At 38.8% G+C, this 14,302-nt stretch carries 14 protein-coding genes and 1 pseudogene; 5 read left to right on the forward strand and 10 right to left on the reverse strand.

Going from position 1 to position 14,302, the window contains the following annotated elements; translation table 11 throughout:
• The first annotated feature begins 11 nt into the window (after positions 1–11).
• Complete coding sequence (locus tag FXW07_RS16065; protein ID WP_229396326.1) at positions 12–956, forward strand: ABC transporter ATP-binding protein; 945 nt, start codon at positions 12–14, stop codon at positions 954–956.
• Positions 949–1,722, forward strand: coding sequence for an ATP-binding cassette domain-containing protein (locus FXW07_RS16070; RefSeq protein ID WP_229396328.1), 774 nt, complete (start codon positions 949–951; stop codon positions 1,720–1,722). Before FXW07_RS16065 ends, FXW07_RS16070 begins: the two co-directional genes overlap by 8 nt.
• Before the next feature lie 539 nt (positions 1,723–2,261).
• Here FXW07_RS16070 and FXW07_RS16075 read toward each other — a convergent pair.
• From FXW07_RS16075 to FXW07_RS16100, 6 genes are all read right to left on the reverse strand, one after another.
• On the reverse strand, positions 2,262–2,771 hold the full coding sequence (locus tag FXW07_RS16075; protein ID WP_048155549.1) for a phosphate-starvation-inducible PsiE family protein: 510 nt from the start codon (positions 2,769–2,771) through the stop codon (positions 2,262–2,264).
• Between the two features lie 241 nt (positions 2,772–3,012).
• Positions 3,013–4,413, reverse strand: coding sequence for an ABC transporter permease (locus FXW07_RS16080; RefSeq protein ID WP_229396331.1), 1,401 nt, complete (start codon positions 4,411–4,413; stop codon positions 3,013–3,015).
• A 34-nt stretch (positions 4,414–4,447) separates the two neighbouring features.
• Positions 4,448–5,806 (reverse strand): COG1361 S-layer family protein, encoded by a 1,359-nt coding sequence (locus tag FXW07_RS16085; protein WP_229396333.1) that lies wholly within the window; start codon positions 5,804–5,806, stop codon positions 4,448–4,450.
• A 445-nt stretch (positions 5,807–6,251) separates the two neighbouring features.
• Positions 6,252–6,992, reverse strand: coding sequence for an ABC transporter ATP-binding protein (locus FXW07_RS16090; protein ID WP_229396335.1), 741 nt, complete (start codon positions 6,990–6,992; stop codon positions 6,252–6,254).
• A gap of 179 nt (positions 6,993–7,171) precedes the next feature.
• Positions 7,172–7,378, reverse strand: coding sequence for a helix-turn-helix transcriptional regulator (locus FXW07_RS16095; protein ID WP_229396337.1), 207 nt, complete (start codon positions 7,376–7,378; stop codon positions 7,172–7,174).
• A gap of 19 nt (positions 7,379–7,397) precedes the next feature.
• Positions 7,398–7,793: a hypothetical protein gene (locus FXW07_RS16100; protein ID WP_229396339.1), complete on the reverse strand. Its 396-nt coding sequence runs from the start codon at positions 7,791–7,793 to the stop codon at positions 7,398–7,400.
• Positions 7,794–8,429: 636 nt separating this feature from the next.
• Between FXW07_RS16100 and FXW07_RS16105 the strand changes: the two genes are divergently transcribed.
• Both FXW07_RS16105 and FXW07_RS16110 read left to right on the forward strand, forming a co-directional pair.
• Positions 8,430–9,002 carry a DUF2121 domain-containing protein gene (locus FXW07_RS16105; protein ID WP_229396341.1) on the forward strand — a complete coding sequence of 191 codons (573 nt, stop codon included), beginning with the start codon at positions 8,430–8,432 and terminating at the stop codon, positions 9,000–9,002.
• A gap of 517 nt (positions 9,003–9,519) precedes the next feature.
• Positions 9,520–9,771, forward strand: coding sequence for a hypothetical protein (locus tag FXW07_RS16110; protein WP_229396343.1), 252 nt, complete (start codon positions 9,520–9,522; stop codon positions 9,769–9,771).
• A 307-nt stretch (positions 9,772–10,078) separates the two neighbouring features.
• Here the strand turns inward: FXW07_RS16110 and FXW07_RS16115 are convergent, their stop codons facing one another.
• From FXW07_RS16115 to FXW07_RS16130, 4 genes are all read right to left on the reverse strand, one after another.
• Positions 10,079–11,146, reverse strand: coding sequence for an AI-2E family transporter (locus FXW07_RS16115; RefSeq protein WP_229396345.1), 1,068 nt, complete (start codon positions 11,144–11,146; stop codon positions 10,079–10,081).
• A 113-nt stretch (positions 11,147–11,259) separates the two neighbouring features.
• Entirely contained in the window at positions 11,260–11,787 is a 528-nt protein-coding gene (locus FXW07_RS16120) for an LURP-one-related family protein (RefSeq protein WP_048120448.1), read from the reverse strand.
• A 151-nt stretch (positions 11,788–11,938) separates the two neighbouring features.
• A complete protein-coding gene (locus FXW07_RS16125; protein ID WP_229396347.1) occupies positions 11,939–12,079 on the reverse strand; it encodes a hypothetical protein in 141 nt (46 codons plus the stop codon).
• A 3-nt stretch (positions 12,080–12,082) separates the two neighbouring features.
• A complete protein-coding gene (locus tag FXW07_RS16130; protein WP_229396349.1) occupies positions 12,083–13,243 on the reverse strand; it encodes an iron-containing alcohol dehydrogenase in 1,161 nt (386 codons plus the stop codon).
• Between the two features lie 430 nt (positions 13,244–13,673).
• Here FXW07_RS16130 and FXW07_RS16135 point away from each other — a divergent pair.
• A pseudogene (locus FXW07_RS16135) lies at positions 13,674–14,302 on the forward strand (ISNCY family transposase); the annotation flags it as partial.

Raw genomic sequence — 14,302 nt, forward strand, 5'->3', positions numbered from 1 at the left:
GAAGTCTAGGTATGGAAAAACTGCTTGAAATTCAGAATTTATGTACACATTTTGACAGTAGAAACGGCTGCGTCAATGCTGTGTGTAGCGTTAATATGGATATACATCGCGGGCAAATTATTGGACTGATCGGTGAGACCGGCTGCGGTAAATCGGTCCTGGGACAGTCTATCCTGAAACTTCTCCCGAAGAACGCCTGTATTACTGGTAAGATATTATTCGAAGGTAAAAATATCCTTAAAATGTCTGTTAAGGAACTGAGAGCTGTCAGAGGTCACAAGATCGCATTTATTTGCCAGAACCCAGCTGAAGCGCTTAATCCCCTGATGAAAAATGGAACGCAGATCATGGAATCAGTTAGAATAAATCAGGCATTATCAAAAAAAGAGTGTCGTGAAACGTCGATAGACTTACTCAGTGTACTCGGTTTTTCAGAACCCAAGGCCATTATGCACCAATATCCCAATGAGTTGAGTGGTGGTATGAAACAGCGAGTCCTTGCAGCAATGGGGATGAGCGGTTATCCCTCTTTATTGATCGCTGACGAACCGACGAAAGGCTTGGATGCTATTAAGCGTGGGCAGGTTATTGCGACGATCAGGAAGTTCATTGAAACAACAGGCAGCGCTGTGCTAATCATCACACATGATCTGAAATTTGCGTCGGCTATTTGTGATACAATCGCTGTGATGTATGCCGGTGAAATTGTTGAAACGGGAGATGCGGAGACACTGTTTAATGACCCCAAACATCCATATTTAATGGCTTTAATAAAGTCGCAGCCGTGTAAAGGACTCAATGTTCTAAATGGCACAGTATGCAGTTTAATTGATTTACCTTCTAATTGTAGATTTTTTGACCGCTGTTCATATGCAACTGGTGTCTGCCAAGATCAGCATCCCAACCTTCTTCCTCTAAATGAAGAACATAGAGTGAGGTGCCTAAAATATGTTTGAAGTCCGAAATCTCTCAAAGGTTTACAATTCCGGCATCATACATAAAGCATCTTTGAAAGCTGTTGACGATGTGACGTTTTCTGTTGACAGAGGCGAAACAGTTGGAATAATAGGTGAAAGCGGCTGTGGTAAGACGAGCCTTGCCAAGATGGTTCTCAAACTGTTGAAAAGCAGTTCGGGGAGTATGTACCTTAATGGTGAAGATGTTTCAAGTATCAGGGGAGAGAAACTGAAGAACTACAGGCGAAAGGTTCAAATCATTTTTCAGAACCCGGAATCGTCGATTAATCCCCACATGAAAATATACAATTGTATCGCCGAAGTGCTCCGAATTAACAAATTAGCATCCAGGAAAAGTGAAGAGGAAAAAGCACTGATTAACCAATTGATTAGCATGGTGGGGCTACAGCAGGAGCATTTGAACAGATACTCATGGGAGCTTAGCGGCGGTCAGATACAGAGAGTAGCGTTGTCCAGGGTATTAGCTTTAAAGCCCGAGTTGTTAGTTGCTGATGAACCTACATCCATGCTTGATGTATCCGTTCAAGCTCAAGTTTTAACTCTATTAAGGTCGATGCAAAGAGAACAGGGCTTTGCAATGTTATTTATTTCGCATGACCTGGATGTAGTCCGGATTATGTGTGATCGGGTCATCGTAATGTTTATGGGGAAAATAGTAGAATCCGGGACTGTTGATCAGGTGTTCAGTGATCCTTGCCATACCTACACAAAATCATTAATTGAAGAATATGAATGCCTTAGATAAAAAGATGAAAGATGGAATGAAACTCTATTTCTGGCTTGAGGTTTTACTTTCTGACTTGAGGTTTTACTTTCTGACTTGAGGTTTTACTTTCTGACTTGAGGTTTTACTTTCTGACTTGAGGTTTTCCATTTTTCTTTAAATCACTTATTTTTACCAAATAATACCTAACGAAAGTTATTTTACAAAAATGGTATCTATTTATCTTTTAAATAAATTTTTAAAATTTAGTGTAAGGATTATACCTGATTAAAGTTATTTTAAGTTACTAATCAAAAAACAAACCATAAAAAGGAGCTCTTCGTTGTTTTGTGTGGATATCCTCATAATATTCTCATAAAAACCAATGCAGTCTCGAATTGAAAATCATCTTATCCACAGGGAATGATGAAGAGCCCTAAATTTTTTTTGTTCCGATCCTCGGTGCAACTGAAGCTAACTTACGTTCCTTGCACAAAAACGCAAGCATTTGTCATAATGAATACTTAACCATGACAATATCAATCATATAACACCGGACGACAAACGCTTTAAAAAAGAAATTAATTGCTCTCAGAGGCAGCTTTGCATTTATCTAAGATGGCACTAACACTCTGTTTTGCAGTTTGCCCTTCACTCTGTACAGTAGTTGTATCAGCTCCAGGAGCCCGGGATTTTGCGGGGGAATATTTGATAGCAAGCACCCTCATTATACTGAGTACAAACAATAAAGCCGCCAGACTTAAAATAAATTCATATCCGAATTCCTGTGAATAGAGTCCGACTGCAATTTCACGCAGGACTATAAATATTGTGGCATCTGTGATATCCGTAAGTCTGATCCTGTCGTTTTCCTGGTAATCAACAAAAGCTTTGAAAAGGTCAATCACAATGAAAACCGTCAATACACTTGTTACCATATGACTGAATCCGCTTTCGAGAGACTCAAAAATAATGAGACGGATATCCAGCAAGGTCTTTACCATTCCCATAATTAAAGCCAGCAGTAGTATATAAAGAAAGATTATACTGATACTATCAGTGACCTTTTTAAATAGTTTAATACTATCCATTTTATCTCCTATATCCACTGCTTCTCATATTTTAGGCCATATATATAGTTTTTCATATAATTCTTCATATTTATTCAAGAAATATAGTTTTTGACTTGTAATCACCTCTTTTTCTATTCCTTTTTCTATTCCTTTTTCTATTCCTCTGTTACTTTCTAAGACGATTATTTCAGGTGAAATAATCTCCAGTAAGACATTCTTCTTTTAAACTGTTCATTTCAAACTGTTCATTCCAAACTGTTCATTCATATCTCAATGCATCCACTGGTTTCAGTTCCGATGCATTCTTTGCAGGCACGAGACCTGCAATCAGGCCCACAACTATGGAAACTAAGGTCGAAATAAAGGTAGCTTTAAAGCTGAGGGCGAATTCGAAGGGAGCATTCATTCTTATAGAGATAAAGAGAAGGACTGCCTGCACTGCAACTGTACCCAGGAGAATACCTATGATTCCTCCTACAAGGCTGATCATTGCAGAATTGCAAAGAAAGATCAGCATTATATCCTGGTTTTTTGCCCCTATGGCTTTCATTATCCCGATCTCTTTAGTTTTCTCAAGGACAGACGTAAACATTGTATTCGCAATTCCTGTAGAACCTACAAGGAGAGAAATGCCTGCAATGAACGCCAGGAAGGCAGTAAGACCGTTAATCATCTTTCTTGTGCTATCAATTGCTTCTTTTTGAGAATTCACATAGAAGTCCTGGGTATCTTCAGTAACTCTTCTCGAGAGCCTTAGGCTGCGCTCGATATCTTTAATGGCTACATCATAATCTGCATCTTTTATGAGCTTAACTTCTATTGTGCTGTAAACATCTGCGCTGTAGTCATCCGTTTCTGTCTCAGAAAGGTCTTCATTGCTGGAAAGGGAATATACATCCTGGTAAGGCATATATATGCTACTCCCGAAAAGTCCTGAAAGACCTCCAAGAATCCCACTACCTGTTGCCAGAATTCCAACTACCCTGTACGATTTGCCATTCAATAGAACTATCTCGTTAATCCTGATTTCCCTCTCGAAAGTTTTCTTTGCGAGCTCATTTGAAAGAACCATAACGTTCCGATCTCCGGTTTCCAGCATTCGGCCCTTCTCTACATCCTTTTTTGAGATTTTAGGCCAGACAGCTGGGTCCACGCCTGTCACCCAGACATCAGTACTCTCGGCTCCTATCTTCATTTCTGCGTTTTTTTCAACATTAACGTTGATATATTCGATAGCCGGAATGCGGCGCAGGGCAAGTATATCCATATTTGTAAGTTGAGGTTCCGTCACCTGTTCAAAATCGACAGTATCAGATGTATTGATCTGAGTTTCCTCTTCACTTTCTTCGTTCCCTTCGGTCTCTACGGTTGTCTCCAGGCTATCTTCAGAAACTTCTGAACTTCCTTCCGTATTTTCCGAGTCAACTACTACAGATTCTTCATCGTTTACCTGGAAGGGAGTTGAGGCTACGATTGTGATGATATCACCACCGAAGCCTTCCAGAGTTTCAGTTACCTCTTTCTCAAAATATTCCCCAGTAGTGACAATCGCCATTACCGAGGCAATGCCTATTATTATCCCTATTATAGTCAGCCAGCTCCTCAGCTTATTGGCTTTGACCATACTAAAGGCAATTTTTAAAATTTTTCCCGGTTTCATGGAACACAGACTCCATTTTCCGCGTTCTTTTGATTTACTTGTCCGGGTCATCGAACTTTATTTTGTTAAGCTCATCTTCCTGTGCGTTCTTCATTTGTATCTGCTTTTGACGTTTTTTGTAGATGACCGCGCCCGCTACACAGACGAGTATAAGTAATCCGATATACATCAGTGAGCTCGAATTACCTCCTTCCGATTCATCAGACTCGGCTGATGGGGTAAAAGACGAAGAATAAAGAGGAAGCTCCCGTTCCACAGTCTGCCTTATTCCGTCATTTGAGGTATAGCTAATTTCAAATTTAATAGGAAGTTCTTTATTCATTGCTACCGGCTTCAGGTCGAAATCGGCAATTGTATTGTCTCCTTTTTGAAGGTTCCCAAGAACTACTGAGTTACTGCTACCACCCGCAACAGTCCAGTTTGCCTGTGAGGGGACAGAAATCTTGACTGAGTTTGCCGCGTTGTTTCCGATGTTCGAAACCGTAAAAGTATAAGCTCCGGTCGGACTTCTTTCCATAAATGCGATATCGAAATCAGTGGTGCCTCCTACATAGACTCCTGCCTTGCTTGTGATCTCTTTTCGCTTCTGGTTTTCTACAGTGCCCGCTTCCGTGATAGTCTGAAGTTCTTCGACATCATCATAGGTGAGCACCATGTCCAGCTTATAAAGGCCCGGCTTTGTATTGACATTTGTCAGGACCTGAAAGCTGACATTTTCAGTGTCTCCGATGTCAATCAAGTTAATGTGCTTAACATTGCTTGAACCGACAGGCAGGATTACGTCATTAGTACAGTCCCAGGAAAACATCGCATTCTTCAGTGGAGAATTTCCCACATTTTTTATGCCGAAAACAAGATTGGTTTTCTGCCCTGGAACTATTTTTTCGACACTGATATATTCTATTTCAGCGTTTGATTCGCTATCAAGTTCAATATCAAAATCTTTTGTAAGAGTAAGCCGGCTGTCGTCCTTAGTTGCATAAACGTATACTTTTAGCGGATATGTGCCTTCATTGACATTGTTTTCAATCCCCAGCTTGAATTTTACGACCTTCTGACGGTTATCTGCATAGCGTTTTCCCAGAGTGCCTATATCCTTTACAAGCGTCTCGCCGGCAAGAGCCTTGAAAGGGTACTCTGGCTTGATTTCCAGAACACAGTTCTCCAGATCCTCATATCCCGTGTTCTGAATCGAAAGCCTTATTTCAAGGACATCTCCGGGTTCTACCGGGTCAGGGTCCTGGTTAAGCAGATCCAGAGTTAAGCCTTCATCAAGTCCCGAACTAATATTGGAGGTGCTCTCATCTTCTGAAGTATCTTCCGCCAGGGCAGGGGGAACGCAAAAGAAAAAAAGCAAGAGCAAGCAAATAAAACCTGTAAGTTTAAAACCCATCTCAATTCCTCATTTTTTACTTTTTTCATAACTCTAAAAATGTCCAAAAAGGTTTTATCGGGCGCACATGGTCCGAATAGAGTTTGGTATGATTTGAATACTGAAATAATTCAAATAATCTAAAATGATCTGAAATAATCCAAATAATCTGAAATAATCCAAATAATCTGAAATAATCCAAATAATCTGAAATAATTCAAATAATCTGAAATAATCCAAATAATCTGAAATAATTCAAATGATCTGAAGTAATCCAAATAATCTGAAATAATCCAAATAATCTGAAATGATCTGAATTTAATCTGAAACAATCATAGCTAAACCTGATGTTTTTAATAGTCTTAATAGTTATAATTTAGTCTTAGCCTTTAGTTTAGTCTGAGTAATACACACTTAGATTGAATATAAGTTGGACCTATTCTAAAACCGCTCCATAGTTTTCCTCTCAGGTCTCGGCCTCCAGCATCCTTTGTTGAGTTTCTGGGTCAATTTTTTCTTCATTCATTTCATCTCTGATGATTTTACCATCCTTCAGTTCGATGTGCCTGCTTGCATATTTCGCAAGGTGCAGGTCATGAGTAACCATAACAATTGTTTTGCCTTCTTCTTTCCAGAGCCTGTATAAAATTCCCAGTAATTCTTTTCCGGTAACACTGTCCAGAGCTCCTGTTGGCTCATCTGCAAGAATGATTTCAGGGTTACATGCCAGAGCTCTTGCAATCGAGACTCTTTGTTGCTGGCCACCTGAAAGTTGAGAGGGCTTATGTTGAATTTTATCCGAAAGCCCTAAAAGCGCAAGCATTTTCTTTGCTCGTTTTTCTGCCACCCTGTCATCAATTTCCTGGATTTCCAGGGGCAAAAGCACATTTTCAAGAGCTGTCATGGCAGGAATCAAGTTGTACTGCTGGAAAACAAACCCAATTGTTCTGCCTCTCAGGGCTGCAAGATCCGATTCTTCAAGGCGAGCTATATTCCGGCCTTTCAGGAAAATCTTACCTTTTGTAGGGGTGTCCAGGCAGCCAACAAGGTTCATCATTGTGGATTTTCCACTTCCGGAGGGCCCGATTATTGCAACGAACTCTCCTTTTTTGAACTCCACGTTCACATCTCTGAGGGCATTGACCTGGACTTCTCCCATTTGATAAATTTTCCAGACATTCTGAAAGGCTATAAGTATATTTTCCATGTTTTCTCCTGCAAAACTTAGCAAACTTATTATAATATTAAATTATTTAAAAGTTTATCTTGATTTTTTTTAAAACGGTATACCTATTTATAGAAAAATAAAAGAAAATATAAACTTCAATTAATGAAAAAATACAAAAGTTCTAAAAATACTGTGAGGACGAAGGTATTTTTTAGGACTCATTCGAAATCCGAATCTTCAAAAAGAAACAACTCGTCGATTGTGGTGTCCAGGCACCTTGAGATCCTATATGCAAGCTTTAGTGAGGGGTTGTATTTTCCTTTCTCAAGAAAAACAATGGTTTCTCTCCTGACACCTACCATTTTTGCAAGGGCTTCCTGAGTAAGGTCATGCCTGGCTCGGAGTTCCTTGATTCTTGTTTTCACGGTTTGCCCTCCGAAAGCCTTACTCAATGTCGCCTTTTCGCATGAAATACCACCTGAAAACGTTTGCTGAAATGGTCATGAAGATAAGAAGTATACCAAGCACGCTTCCAGCAGTAAATTCAACCATTTTGAAGTAGTCCGCCAAATAAAACACTGAAATGAGTACCAGTGTCAGAAGCCAGGAATAAGTTATCCCATAAGCTGCTAGTTTTTTTGTCCTTTCATCCCTATCTGGAAGGGCACCCTGCCTGAAGAACCTGAAAGCTGTAAGAATAAAGAGGATTAGCCCCATACTGATTAGAAAACTTGAAGCCGAAGCTTCATGTTTATAACAAGTTGCTGATACTATTCCAGCAAGCAGAATAATAACTCCTAAAGCAAGCTTGTACACATATATCTTTTTTATATTTTTCATAGTTATCCCTTTGAATAATCTTGATTTCAATAAGCGTAGCCTAGTGGAGTCTATTTTATTTAACACTACCAGGGTATTGTTCCTTATTTACAACATATTATTAGATATTAATAACATTTAATTAATTATCTCTAACATTTAGTTAGATATAGTTAACATATGTTAGATCCATATAACATACATTCATATTTAAAGTTTATCAAAAAAGAAATCTTAGCCCGGAGTCAAAATCAAACTTTCTTTCTTCTTTCTTCTTTTTCCTTTTTTCTTTTATCTATTGCTTTTTCTGAAAATGTCCTTCTCACATTTGATCTGCTAGCCGAGTCAACAGTAAAGTGTCGTATAAAATCAATTGCAATTATTCATAAATATTGAATTCTTAATGATTGACTCGACACCAGACTATCCTGACAAATATTCTGACAAAGCTACAAAGCATAATACAAGGCATATTTTATGTGCTGGTCAAAGCTATAGAAAGCCCGCAAGACATTTATTTTGACACAACTAGAAGAATATTTCAGTAGATGTGAGATAAGAAATAGCTGAAGTGGATCAAAAACACAAATGGCTTATAAGGCAGAAGATCCCTTAAAATGCAGAATATTTTTTATACAGGTTCTGGAGCAGATTAAAATGACCCTTGTTATCGCTTTTATCGGGAAGAACGGTGCAGTAATGACCGGAGACCTGCGGGAAATAACATTTGAAGGAGAGAAGCAGAACAGAGAAAAGCTTGAAAAAGATCTTTACAACGGGACAATAGTCACGGATGACGAGCTCGCAAAAAAAGCCCGAGAATTCGGGGTCGGCATAACTGTTACGGACTGCAAAAGCAAGATCTCGGAAAGAGACGGCATTTTAATAGGAGAAGTATCCTCAATTGAAGGCGGGGTCACCAAAAAAAGAAGGCTGTACGCCTCAGCCGGGAACCACGCAATTGCCGAGATAAGGGATTCCGAGATAACCTTAACCTCACACGCAAAGGGAAGTAATTTAATAGTTCTCGGGAACGATTTCACAAAGCAGGTAGCCAATAAATGCTTCAAAGACAATTGGACGAAGAAGAGCACTTTTCAGGATGCCATCAAAATTCTCATTCTCTGTATGGAAACTGCAGCAAGGAAAACCGCGTCTGTGAGCAAGCAGTTCTTTTTGATTCAGACTACTTCAAACGTTGATGTTTTAAAAATTGTAAAGAAGGACTGAAATAACTGAAAAAGCAGAAGAAATAACCGAAAAACTGCTGAGGTGTAATAAATAGAGGAGTTATACAGTTGGCTCATGGCATATCGTTTTTTACAAATTTTTAAATATGCAAATTAATTTAATGTGTATAAAGGACTGTTTAAATGGCTCTTTATTGTCCTGTGGATATCTTCATAATATTCTCATAAATCCAGCTATTCTCATCAATCCAGCGGATATTGAATTGAAAATAGTGTTATCCATAGGGAATGAATAAGAACCAAAAAACCAATAAACTTATATTGGTTTCTGCAGATTATTATATACGCGAATAAGATCTGTTAGAACAGGTGTTAAAACGGTAGGAAAATTCTACACTACTTTTATATTATAAAAATTCGCGAGCAATACCAAAACAGAAATAAAAACATTACTGCAAATTGCAGACAGAATTGTTTGTTGATACATATGCTGAAAAGCATCTGTCATTTAAGCTGAAATAATTGAGCCATCTATATTTGCTTCTTTTTTTGGATGGTTGTTCGGAAACAGCATATTGTATCATGGAATTGTAGAGTTGATAGATATGGAAATGGAAAAAAAGAGCTTTCTAAAATCACTAGGATTTAGGCGGGAAATTAAGATAGTTGCAAAGTGTACATGCCCGTTATGTGAGGAGAGAGTAGACGAAGACGAATTCCGAAGCGAAGCGTTTGTCAAGGAATTCAAGAGTTCAGGACTGTGCCAGGGATGTCAGGACACGGTTTTTGGATACAGGGTAGCATGGTGATCAATCAATTACCCTATATAAGGTATTGAAAATCCCTGTTTAAGGTGGCAAACATGGATTTTGATTTACCTCTACATTTTATTCCTCACAGAAAAAGTTTCATATTTTTTCACTAATTTCTTGTTTTTACTCTTCTTTTCGTCATTTCTTGTTCATATTTTCAGATTCGACAGTGATCTCTTATTTCTTGTTCATATTTTCAGATTCGACAACGATTTCTTATTTCTTGTTCATATTTTCGGATTCGATATCGATCCTGATTTGAAGGAAATTTCCACAAAAGTTTACTTTTGAAGAGTCCATTTCCTCAACTTTCTTCAGTTTCTTCAATCGGGCCCATCAATCTGGCCAGCCATTTTGTTTCCTCAAAGCTTTCAAGTATAATCTTCAAAACTATTGTAAGTGGTATCGAAAGCAGCACACCTGCAAGTCCAAACACGAAATTCCAGTAGAGAAGAGCAAGAAACAGGAAAGCAGGAGATAGTTGCAAGCCTCTTCCCATAAGGGATGGGAAAAGAACATTTTCTGCAAGCGCGTCCACAGCAACAATAATTAGAATGACTGCAAGAGCACCTAGAGGTCCATACTTGAAAAGCGCAAGCATTATTGGAGGAACAGAAGCAATAACCAGACCAATATAGGGAATATAACTTAATAGAAATATGAGGACTCCCCAGAGAATAGCATAGTCAATGCCTCCGATGAAGAGGAGGAGAGCAATTGTAATACCAGTTATAAGGTTTATTTCTGCTCTTATGACAATGAATTTTACCAGCTTCTTGCTAAATTTACTTATCCTCAAGCGGAGTTCGGACTGCTTTCCAATTTCCGAGTCTACTTTTTCAGAAGTATTGGCGGCATCAATTAGCAGAAATGCTGCTGTAACAATAATAATTCCGACTGTTGCTCCGGCATTCACAATTCCGTTAACGGTATTTGCCATGAGAGAAATTGTTATCGACACGATACTACGGAGAATAGACTGTATGGAAAATTCTTCATATGAAGGAATATATTTTGTAAGGTTATTCGCCAATTCAGTCAACTGAGCTTGATAAATCGGGATCTGATTTCCAAACTGCAATGCTGCTTCAACAACTATTACCCCAAGAACCAGGATAATTAGAGTAAATAGTAAGATTACCAGAATAACACTCAGTGTACCTGGAATCCCTCGTTGTTTTAGCCAGCGGACAAGTGGAGTAAAGATCAGTGCAGCAAACACAGAGAAAAAGACTACTGTAAGTATTGATGCAATTTCCCTCATCCCTATTGTCAAAATAACGGCAGCGGTGCTGTAAAGTAAAATTTTAGCGGGTACTGAGTGATCATTTGAATTTATATTTTCATCCCCCCTATATTCTTTCGCAGTCATCCATAGAAATTTGCGCCCTGCTTTTTCCTCCTATATAAGTAACATCTGTCAAATCTATCAAATATTACTCGCCTTAGCACAGCTATCTCTTCTAGCTCTTTTCAGGCTAGAACTCAGTCCTCATGCGCCATTTGATCGAGTGCAGCTGTAATCGCCAGAATGAATGCATTGTCCTGTCCAGGTTCGATTTCCACTCCATAGGTATCCCGGATGTGGAACCATTTTTTCGAGATTTCTGCAATTCTCTCTCCTTCAACATCAATCCGATACTCATGATCAAGAATATCGCCTTTTAATTTCATTTCCGGCCCATCCGAAATTTCAACAGTCCAGCTGTCCCTCAAAATATTAATGAACGATTTTTTAATTGTTGCAGCCAGGCCGTCATCCACTCGCGTGATATCCATTGTATCCCTTATTTTTAGTAACCTCTCCTGAATTTTGTAAAGATCTCTTCCCTGTGAATCCTTTAAAATCAGGGTGTTTCGGAGACGAAATGCCTTACCGTCAACATAAAATTCTCGTTTTCCTTCTTCATTCTCGATCCAGTAATCATCTCCAATGGAAACAAGTTTTTCGTGCATTCTGTATATGTGCTTTTTTTCTTCGTCATGGCCTTCATGGCCGCCAAATAGTTTCATCAAGAATCATTCTCCTTATTTATTCAATCTCAATACCTTCTCTTGAAGACGCAATTTACTGATCTTATCATAAAACAAAGAAAAATAAAACAAAGAAGGATAATAATAGTTCGTTTTTTGGCAAGATAATTAACAATTTAAAATTTCAATTTCAGGTATTCTTTCCAGGCATGATCTTTCCAGAATTATTTTCTCCAGAATTGTTCTCTCCAGAGTTGCTCTCTCCAGAATTGTTTTCTCCAGAGTTGCTCTCTCCAGAATTGTTTTCTCCAGAGTTACTTTCTCCAGGCATTTTTCACATGGCCTTTCTGTAAATTTCGATAATATCTTCCTTTGAAAGTTCTCTGGGGTTTGTCAGGCGGCAGACATCCTGCATTGCATGTTCAGCCAGGAGTTCGAGATCTTCTTCCTTTGCGCCAAGTTCTTTTAAGCCAGAAGGAATTCCTATATCCAATGCAAGTTTCCTGATGGCTTCTATAGCTCGATCTGCAGCTTCTTCATGGCTTAATCCCTCCACTTTTTCTCCCATTGCCCGAGCAATATCGGCAAAACGTTCCGGAACGACCTTCTTGTTGTATGCTTCCACATACGGAAGAAGAATCGCGTTGCAAACCCCATGAGGAAAGTTATAAAGCCCTCCGAGCTGGTGCGCCATGGAATGTACATAACCAAGGCTTGCGTTGTTGAAAGCAATACCTGCGAGGTATTCGGCATGTGCCATCATATCCCTGATCCCCACGTCTTCTCCGTGGGCAACGGCTTCACGTAAATATTTTGAGATAAGTTCTATGGATTTGATAGCAGCTGCATCTGTTGTAGGCGTTGCCATGGTAGAAACATAAGCTTCAACTGCATGGGTTAAAGCATCCATACCTGTTGCAGCCGTAAGTGCAGGCGGCATGCTTACCATGAGTTCAGGGTCGTTAACTGCAATATCAGGAGTAATGCGCGGGTCGACGATTGCCATTTTGATATGCCGCTTCGTATCCGTAATAATTGTGAAACTTGTCATCTCACTCGCAGTGCCAGCAGTCGTATTTACTGTGATAAGTGGAGGAGTTCCTTTTGTAACTTTTCCTACGCCTTCATAATCATTGATCAATCCACCGTTATATACCACAATTCCAATTGCCTTTGCGCAGTCCATAGGGCTTCCTCCTCCGACAGCAATTATTATGTTACAGTCCTCTTTTCTGTAAATATCCGCTCCTTCCCTAACTGAAGTATCGGTAGGATTTGGGTCTGCTCCTGGAAAGATTGTGCCTTCCAGACCTGAATCTTCAAGAATTTTGTATATATCCAGTGCAAGCTGCTCTCCATGCTTGCTTTTGCCGGAAACTATAAGGGCTTTTGTAGCTCCAAGGTCTTTTGCATGCTTGCCGATCTCTTTTACGCAGCCAGCCCCCATCAGGGCTACTTTCGGGTTCAGATAGATATATGTCCTGTTTTCGGTCATGATTTTATACTCCCCCTGATAACTCTTTTTAGATACCTCTAAACAGATCTTTATGAATTTTTTATTGAAAACTCAAAATATTAATGGAAATCATTTTTCCCGGTAACTAATAAAGTTTTGCTCCGGGACAGAATTTTTGAAGCCGTGAACAAAAGTTATGAGAGTAAAGTGTTTTATCCAGAAATTATTTCACTTTTTTAATTTCTGTTATTACAATGATCTGTCATATACGGGTGACCACCATTTCGCTTCAACTTCAAAGTTGTTTCATTTTATAGAATCATTCTACATTAACAAAATGAAACTTAAAATACGAGGCTCTCAAATTAGAATTTTGACTTAAAAACTTATTCTTTTTTCCACTAACTCTGATAGCACTTGTCTCTGTTTGGTAGTGGCAACTTAAAACAATACCTTCTATGTCTTTCTCATGTCAAAAAACAGTATGTTATACAAAGGAGTCCTCTTCGAGGACTCCTTCGATAATTATTTGAGCAGAGAAAGTACTTCAATTTGCCAATTCCTGTACTTTCTTTGCATTGACGATATTGCAAAGCACGTCGAACGTACTTTTTACACCAACAAAAGTTGGCACTTTAAGTACAGTGTTTCTTCTATGATAAAACTGTTTGTTGTTAAGTGTTTCAGGCAACTCTCATATGATAAAACCATTTCTTCCTTAACAGAAGAAGAAGCTATCCTGCTTTCTTTTTATGATGAAAATGGCCAGATTAAACTTCCTTCAGGTGGAACCCTTCATCATTTTGTGAAGTATAGACTTGGAGAAAAAGGAGTCAATGAGATAATGATGCTTATAGGTGAGAAAATTCTCAAACTTTCTCAGGAAAAGGAAGCAAAAATTGATTCCACTCCACTTGAAGCTTCAAGATACGACAAACATGCTGATTATAATCCTCATTATGAATGCAAAATGGATAAGGCACATATTACAATGGTTGGAACTTATCCAATTTTCATGACTCATACAAAAGGACTTTCTGGTGACTCTCCAGAACTCATCGACCATATTGAAGCTCTAAAGAACATGAACGCTAATCT

Origin of the sequence: Methanosarcina sp. DH1 (assembly GCF_020804205.1) — an archaeon.
GTDB classification, from domain to species: Archaea; Halobacteriota; Methanosarcinia; order Methanosarcinales; family Methanosarcinaceae; genus Methanosarcina; species Methanosarcina vacuolata.

Coding starts and splice junctions, on each gene's coding strand:
- FXW07_RS16065 (WP_229396326.1), top strand. CDS start 12: ATGGAAAAACTGCTTGAAATTCAGAATTTATGTACACATTTTGACAGT.
- FXW07_RS16070 (WP_229396328.1), top strand. CDS start 949: ATGTTTGAAGTCCGAAATCTCTCAAAGGTTTACAATTCCGGCATCATA.
- FXW07_RS16075 (WP_048155549.1), bottom strand. CDS start 2,771: ATGGATAGTATTAAACTATTTAAAAAGGTCACTGATAGTATCAGTATA.
- FXW07_RS16080 (WP_229396331.1), bottom strand. CDS start 4,413: ATGAAACCGGGAAAAATTTTAAAAATTGCCTTTAGTATGGTCAAAGCC.
- FXW07_RS16085 (WP_229396333.1), bottom strand. CDS start 5,806: ATGGGTTTTAAACTTACAGGTTTTATTTGCTTGCTCTTGCTTTTTTTC.
- FXW07_RS16090 (WP_229396335.1), bottom strand. CDS start 6,992: ATGGAAAATATACTTATAGCCTTTCAGAATGTCTGGAAAATTTATCAA.
- FXW07_RS16100 (WP_229396339.1), bottom strand. CDS start 7,793: ATGAAAAATATAAAAAAGATATATGTGTACAAGCTTGCTTTAGGAGTT.
- FXW07_RS16105 (WP_229396341.1), top strand. CDS start 8,430: ATGACCCTTGTTATCGCTTTTATCGGGAAGAACGGTGCAGTAATGACC.
- FXW07_RS16115 (WP_229396345.1), bottom strand. CDS start 11,146: ATGACTGCGAAAGAATATAGGGGGGATGAAAATATAAATTCAAATGAT.
- FXW07_RS16120 (WP_048120448.1), bottom strand. CDS start 11,787: ATGAAACTATTTGGCGGCCATGAAGGCCATGACGAAGAAAAAAAGCAC.
- FXW07_RS16125 (WP_229396347.1), bottom strand. CDS start 12,079: ATGCCTGGAGAAAGTAACTCTGGAGAAAACAATTCTGGAGAGAGCAAC.
- FXW07_RS16130 (WP_229396349.1), bottom strand. CDS start 13,243: ATGACCGAAAACAGGACATATATCTATCTGAACCCGAAAGTAGCCCTG.